This window comes from Rhodococcus sp. HM1, from assembly GCF_023218075.1.
In the GTDB taxonomy this organism is placed as follows: Bacteria; Actinomycetota; Actinomycetes; order Mycobacteriales; family Mycobacteriaceae; genus Rhodococcus.
The window spans coordinates 1-6,308 of sequence record NZ_JALPTB010000134.1 but is presented as its reverse complement, the minus strand read 5'-3'; the positions used below and the strand labels follow the sequence as shown (position 1 = coordinate 6,308).

Below are 6,308 nucleotides of genomic sequence, written 5' to 3'. Positions count from 1 at the left end.
GGGGCGGCGGTCGCGGACCCGGTTCGTTCGGCGGCCCCAGCAGCTCGGGCCGCATCGGCCGCAGCAGCGGCGGACGTTTCTGACCGAAGTCAGCGAATCCGGTTCCCGTCGGCGACGGTACTGCTAGCCTTCTGCCCATCGCCGACGGGGGGCTGTGGTCGTGACGAACACGGAGCAGGGGAAGAAGCGGTTCCATTTCGATCGGCACGCGCCGGAGTACCGCGACCGGTTCGAAGCGATCACCAAGGAGATGCAGGCGCACTGTCCCCTGGCGTGGACCGACACCCACGGCGGGCACTGGGTCGCCGCGGGCGCCGAGGAGGTCTTCCACCTGGCGCGGTCGCAGGTCGTCTCCAACGACAACGACGTGAACGGGGTCCGGCGCGGCTATGTGGGTATCACGATCCCGCACGCGGAGAACCCGATCCGCTCGGGCATCCTCGAGATGGATCCACCCGAACACCAGGCGTACCGGCAGATCCTCAACCCGTATCTGTCACCGGCTGCGGTCGCGCGCTGGATCCCGTTCGTCGACGAGGTCACCCACGCGTGCCTGGACGAGAAGATCGCGAGCGGGCACATCGATTTCGTCGACGACCTCGCGAACATCGTTCCGGCCGTGCTGACCTTGGCGATGCTGGGGATTCCGCTGCACAAGTGGGAGGTCTACAGCGAACCCGCCCACGCGGCGCTGTACACGCCGCCGGATTCGCCGGATCGCGACCGGGTGCTCGAACTGCACCGGGCGATGGGCACGGATCTGTTCGCCACGATCCTCGAGGTCCGGGAGTCGCCGCGGCCGGGGCTGGTCGACGCACTCGCCCGCGCCGAGATCGACGGGCAGACGCCGCCGGACATCGAGATCCTCGGGATGCTGAACCTGTTGATCGGCGGCGGATTCGACACGACGACGGCCCTGACCGCCCATGCGTTCGAGTGGCTTTCGGAGCATCCGGATGAACGTGCCCGTCTCGACCGCGAGCGCGGCACCCTGCTCGATTCGGCGACCGAGGAGTTCCTGCGGTATTTCACACCGACCCCGGGAGACGGCCGAACCATCTGCGCCGACTACGAATACGCCGGTGTCGACCTCCGCGAAGGTGAGCGACTGTGGCTGTCGTGGGCGATGGCCAATCGCGACCCGTCGCTGTTCGAGGATCCCGACACCGTCGACCTCGAACGGAAAGGCAACCGGCACTTCAGTTTCGGGCTGGGCATCCACCGATGCATCGGATCGAACGTGGCCCGCACGGTGTTCAAGCGGATGCTTCTGGCCGTCCTCGATCGGATGCCCGACTTCCGTTGCGCAGCAGAGGAAGCCGTGCACTACGAGACGATCGGCATCATCCAGGGGATGCGGCATCTCCCGGCTGCCTTCACACCCGGACCGAGGCTCGGTCCCGGCCTCGACGCGACACTCGCGCAGCTCCAGGCCGTGTGCGAGGAACAAGGTCTCGCCGAACCGGTGGTCGCTCGGGGTCGCTAACGGCGACGCGCGAGGCGCGCTATCCGCGTGGTGGCGTTGAAGATTGCCTTCGTCACGCGATCCGGAAGCGATCCGTCGGCAGGCAGCATCTTGATCTGGCGGGCGAACTCCATCTGGTCGTAGCGCACCGTGTTGGTGACGACCTTGCCGCCCGCGAGGACGAAGTGGTCGAAACCCTCGAGCTCGACGTGCCGCCCGGTACCGGCGACCCCGAAGAGGGTGCCGGTGTGGCGGCCGCTCAGACGCCAGTGGACCAGGACGTCGTCACCGGACTCGGCGATCGCCGAGATCTCCATGGCGAAGTCGGTCACCGCGGAGTAGACGCGGTCGAAGTAGGCGCCGATTTCGGTGGCGCCGCGACACGACCCGGTCGGGAAGTACACGACGGACTCAGCCGTCCAGAGACGGTTGCGCAGACTGTCGATGTCCTCGGCGTTGATTCGACCGATCGCCCATCGGACGAGATCCGCATTGGAGGCGTCCGTCGGTGGGCCGGTGACAGTCGTGGTCGGGGTACTGCTCGTGGTCGGGGTACTACCGGTATCGGGCATCTCTGCTCCAGGCACGGTGTGCGACGAGGCGGTTGCCTCCTCAGGCTAACGCCGCACGCCGCCGCCCACGTGAGGAGTCGACCATCCGAACCGGGCCGGGAGTGCGATCGCCTCCCGGCCCGGCCGGCACGAAGTCCTGCTCGGCGGGTCAGGCGCCGATCAGGCGCTGGGCGAGGTAGCCCTCGACCTGATCGAGCGCGACGCGCTCCTGCGCCATGGTGTCGCGCTCGCGGATCGTGACGGCCTGGTCCTCGAGTGTGTCGAAGTCGACGGTGATGCAGAACGGGGTACCGATCTCGTCCTGGCGACGGTAGCGGCGGCCGATGGCACCGGCGTCGTCGAACTCGACGTTCCAGTTGCGGCGCAGCTGGGCGGCGAGGTCCTTGGCCTTGGGACTCAGGTCGGCGTTGCGGCTCAGCGGCAGCACCGCGGCCTTGACCGGCGCGAGCCGGCGGTCCAGACGCAGCACGGTGCGCTTGTCGACACCGCCCTTGGCGTTGGGAGCCTCGTCCTCGGTGTACGCGTCGACGAGGAAGGCCATCAGTGACCGGGTCAGACCCGCCGCCGGCTCGATGACGTACGGCGTGTAGCGCTCGTTCGTCGTCTGATCGAAGTAGCTCAGGTCGGTGCCCGAGTGCTTCGCGTGCGTCGCGAGGTCGAAGTCGGTGCGGTTGGCGACGCCCTCGAGCTCACCCCACTCGCTGCCCTGGAAGTGGAAGCGGTACTCGATGTCGACGGTGCGCTTCGAGTAGTGCGACAGCTTGTCCTGCGGGTGCTCGTACAGGCGCAGGTTGTCCTTGTTGATGCCCAGCCCCGTGTACCAGTCCATCCGGTAGTCGATCCAGTACTGGTGCCATTCCTCGTCCTCGCCCGGCTTGACGAAGAACTCCATCTCCATCTGCTCGAACTCGCGGGTCCGGAAGATGAAGTTGCCCGGGGTGATCTCGTTGCGGAAGCTCTTGCCGATCTGGCCGATGCCGAACGGCGGCTTCTTGCGCGAGGTGGTGAGCACGTTCGCGAAGTTCACGAAGATGCCCTGGGCGGTCTCCGGGCGCAGGTAGTGCAGGCCCTCTTCGCTTTCGATCGGCCCGAGGTACGTCTTCAGCATCATGTTGAAGTCGCGCGGCTCGGTCCACTGACCCTTGGTGCCACAGTCCGGGCACGGAATGTCGGACATCGGCACCGAGTCGGGATCGTCGAGCTTGTTCTTCTCGGCGTAACCCTCCTGCAGGTGGTCCTGCCGGTGCCGCTTGTGACAGCTCAGGCACTCGACCAGCGGGTCGTTGAACACACCGACGTGGCCGGAGGCGACCCACACCTGGCGCGGCAGGATCACCGAGGAGTCGAGGCCGACGACGTCCTCGCGGCTGGTGACCATGTTGCGCCACCACTGCTTCTTGATGTTCTCCTTGAGCTCCACGCCGAGCGGCCCGTAGTCCCAGGCCGACTTCGTACCGCCGTAGATCTCACCGCACGGGTAGACCAGGCCCCGGCGCTTGGCGAGGTTGGCGACGGTATCGATCTTGGATTTGGGTGCCACTCGGGTTCTCTCCATCTTCGATGCGTGGTTCGCAACATACGTCGCCGGTAAGCCTATCGCTCCGCTCCTGCAGGTCGAATTCCGAGCCGGTTGACATGCACATTCGTGCATATCAAAATGGAATCGGTTTGCATTAACACTACCGCCCGTCGAAGGAGAACCGTTGAGCGTCCCCATCGACAAACACGAGTGCCGGGACGAACACCTCACGCCTCCGTCACACCACACGCTCACGCTCGCCGGCGAACTGTTGCGCGCGCTGTCCGCGCCGGTCCGCATCGCCATCGTGCTGCAACTGCGCGAATCCGAACGCTGCGTGCACGAACTGGTCGGGGCGCTCGGCGTGACGCAACCGCTGATCAGCCAGCACCTGCGGGTGCTCAAGTCGGCCGGGGTCGTGCGCGGGGAACGGTCCGGCCGCGAAGTGCTGTACCGCCTCGCCGACGACCATCTCGCCCACATCGTCGTCGACGCCATCGCCCACGTTCAGGAAGGTTGACCTCGCCGTGACCTCTGCCCGCAAGCCCGTCGTCGGGGTCCGTTCCACCAGGCAGCGCAGCGCGATCGTGGCCCTGCTCGAGGACATCGAGGAGTTCCGGTCGGCGCAGGACCTGCACGACGCACTGCGCAAGCGCGGAGACGGCATCGGACTGACCACCGTGTACCGGACCCTCCAGTCGCTCGCGGAAGCCGGCAGCGTCGACGTGCTGCGCACCGACACCGGCGAGTCGCTGTACCGGCGCTGTTCGTCGGGCCACCATCACCACCTGGTGTGCCGCACCTGCGGATTCACCGTCGAGGTGGACGGACCGGAGGTCGAGCGCTGGTCCCACGAGATCGCCGAGTCCAACGGGTTCGCCGATGTCAGCCACACCGTCGAGATCTTCGGCACGTGCCGCGACTGCGCCGCTGCGGACGGCGAGCAGTCGCGCTGAGCCGGACGTATCCGGCCGAGGCTCAGCCGCAGGCGCAGTTTCCGCAGCCGCACCCGGCGTCTGCGAGCAGGTTTCCGCCGACCGCACGATCGGTTCCGGTGCCCTCTCCGTCGAACACGCACGCTTCGCCACCGAGGCGGGACGCCAGCACGCGGGCCTCCTCGACGAGCGGCACGATCGCCCCGACCGCACGGATCAGGTGCATCGGGACCAACGGCGACGCGGGGACACGCTGCTCGGCCGTCACCCGGTCCTTGTGCAGCACGAACTTGAAGTCCGGCCACTCGGACTGGAGGTCGCCGAGCACCTCGGCGGCACGGGTCCGTCCGGCGATCCTTTCGACCAGGAACGTGCGCAGTTCCACGACGGCGTCCTCGGCGTCGACGGACGCGTAGGTGATCACATCACCGAGCCAGATCGGTAGGTCGCCGTCCTCGTCCGGTTCCGGCGCCTCGTCGAGCACGTCCGCCAGGATCCGTCGAACCGCGTCGCGCAATGCGTCGTCGTCCTCGGTGTCCACCGGCACGGCCCACAATTCCTCGAGCGACTGCGCGCCGCCCGCGGTCCCGGTGCTCACAACCTCGGCACCCGCCCGCTTCTTGTTCGCACCCTTCTTGCGCCCGTTCTTCTTGCTCACCGCTCCCCCTCGGTTCCGGCTTCGGGTTCGACGATCGCGGTGCGCGCGTCGGCCGCACCGCCGAGCACCAGCAGCAGCATCGTCGTCAGAGCCGTGTCGCCCAGTCCGGTCACCGGGAAGGAATAGCGCAGCACCACGTCGGCGTCGGTTTCCCGCTCGACCGCGTGCACCGATCCGAACTGCACCGCGTCCGCCGCGGACGCGATGCGGGCCCGCAGATCGTCGTCGAGGACGAGGTCCCACCCCAGCACGCTCGTCAGCGACACGACGTCGAGCCCCTCGGTGAGCGTGACCACACGCAGGGCACAGGGCACGCCCGCGTAGTCGAATCCGAACGAGTCGTCACCGTCGACCGACGGCTCGTGCAAGTCGACGAACGAGGCGAGGGCCGCGCCGATCCGATCCCGCAGTTCGTTCACTTGACTCCACCGAACCTGCGGTCACGGGAGGCGTATTCGACACACGCGGCCCACAGGTCGCGGCGGTCGAAGTCGGGGAAGTTCTTGTCCTGGAACACGAACTCGGCGTAGGCGGCCTGCCACAACAGGAAGTTCGACGTGCGCTGCTCGCCGGACGGGCGCAAGAACAGGTCCACGTCGGGCATGTCGGGTTCGTCGAGGTACCGTTCGATCGTCGCCTCGGTGATCTTCTCGGGGTCGATCTCACCCGCCGCGACGCGTCGCGCGATCTCGCGCGTGGCGTCGGCGATCTCGGCACGTCCGCCGTAGTTGACGCACATGACCAGGGTCATCACGTCGTTGTCCTTGGTGAGTTCCTCGGCGATCTCGAGTTCCTTGATGACGCTGCGCCACAGCCGGGGCCGGCGGCCCGCCCAGCGCACCCGCACGCCCATCTCGTGCATCTCGTCGCGGCGGCGGCGGATCACGTCGCGGTTGAAGCCCATGAGAAAGCGCACCTCCTCGGGGCTGCGCTTCCAGTTCTCCGTGGAGAACGCGTACGCCGAGAGCCATTTGACACCGATCTCGATGCAGCCTTCGACGGTGTCCATGAGCACGGCCTCACCGCGTTCGTGTCCGGCGGTGCGCGGCAGTCCGCGTTCCTGCGCCCAGCGGCCGTTGCCGTCCATGACGAGCGCGACGTGCCGGGGGATCAACTCGGGCTGCAGGATCGGGGGCCGGGCACCGGACGGGTGGGGGGC

At 67.4% G+C, this 6,308-nt stretch carries 8 protein-coding genes; 3 read left to right on the top strand and 5 right to left on the bottom strand.

The features are described 5' to 3' along the window. Positions 1 to 154: 154 nt before the first annotated feature. Positions 155 to 1,486 carry a cytochrome P450 gene (locus M1M07_RS31675; RefSeq protein WP_248676687.1) on the top strand — a complete coding sequence of 444 codons (1,332 nt, stop codon included), beginning with the start codon at positions 155 to 157 and terminating at the stop codon, positions 1,484 to 1,486. On the opposite strand, the gene M1M07_RS31670 is transcribed toward M1M07_RS31675, so the two are convergent. Beyond that, on the bottom strand, positions 1,483 to 2,037 hold the full coding sequence (locus M1M07_RS31670) for an ester cyclase (protein WP_197252149.1): 555 nt from the start codon (positions 2,035 to 2,037) through the stop codon (positions 1,483 to 1,485). The genes M1M07_RS31675 and M1M07_RS31670 overlap by 4 nt on opposite strands. Positions 2,038 to 2,185: 148 nt before the next feature. After that, complete coding sequence (locus M1M07_RS31665) at positions 2,186 to 3,577, bottom strand: glycine--tRNA ligase (RefSeq protein WP_248676686.1); 1,392 nt, start codon at positions 3,575 to 3,577, stop codon at positions 2,186 to 2,188. Between the two features lie 175 nt (positions 3,578 to 3,752). Here M1M07_RS31665 and M1M07_RS31660 point away from each other — a divergent pair, with 175 nt between their 5' ends. After that, complete coding sequence (locus M1M07_RS31660) at positions 3,753 to 4,076, top strand: metalloregulator ArsR/SmtB family transcription factor (protein ID WP_248676688.1); 324 nt, start codon at positions 3,753 to 3,755, stop codon at positions 4,074 to 4,076. A gap of 7 nt (positions 4,077 to 4,083) precedes the next feature. Next, positions 4,084 to 4,512, top strand: coding sequence for a Fur family transcriptional regulator (locus M1M07_RS31655; protein ID WP_248676685.1), 429 nt, complete (start codon positions 4,084 to 4,086; stop codon positions 4,510 to 4,512). 22 nt (positions 4,513 to 4,534) lie between these two features. On the opposite strand, the gene M1M07_RS31650 is transcribed toward M1M07_RS31655, so the two are convergent. The 3 genes from M1M07_RS31650 to M1M07_RS31640 form a co-directional block, all read right to left on the bottom strand. Then, positions 4,535 to 5,149, bottom strand: coding sequence for a hypothetical protein (locus M1M07_RS31650; protein WP_248676684.1), 615 nt, complete (start codon positions 5,147 to 5,149; stop codon positions 4,535 to 4,537). Continuing rightward, positions 5,146 to 5,568 carry a hypothetical protein gene (locus M1M07_RS31645; protein ID WP_248676683.1) on the bottom strand — a complete coding sequence of 141 codons (423 nt, stop codon included), beginning with the start codon at positions 5,566 to 5,568 and terminating at the stop codon, positions 5,146 to 5,148. Before M1M07_RS31645 ends, M1M07_RS31650 begins: the two co-directional genes overlap by 4 nt. After that, positions 5,565 to 6,308: isoprenyl transferase (locus M1M07_RS31640; RefSeq protein ID WP_248676682.1), on the bottom strand; the 744-nt coding region annotated here is incomplete at its 5' end. The genes M1M07_RS31640 and M1M07_RS31645, both read right to left, overlap by 4 nt.

Coding starts and splice junctions, on each gene's coding strand:
- M1M07_RS31670 (WP_197252149.1), bottom strand. CDS start 2,037: ATGCCCGATACCGGTAGTACCCCGACCACGAGCAGTACCCCGACCACG.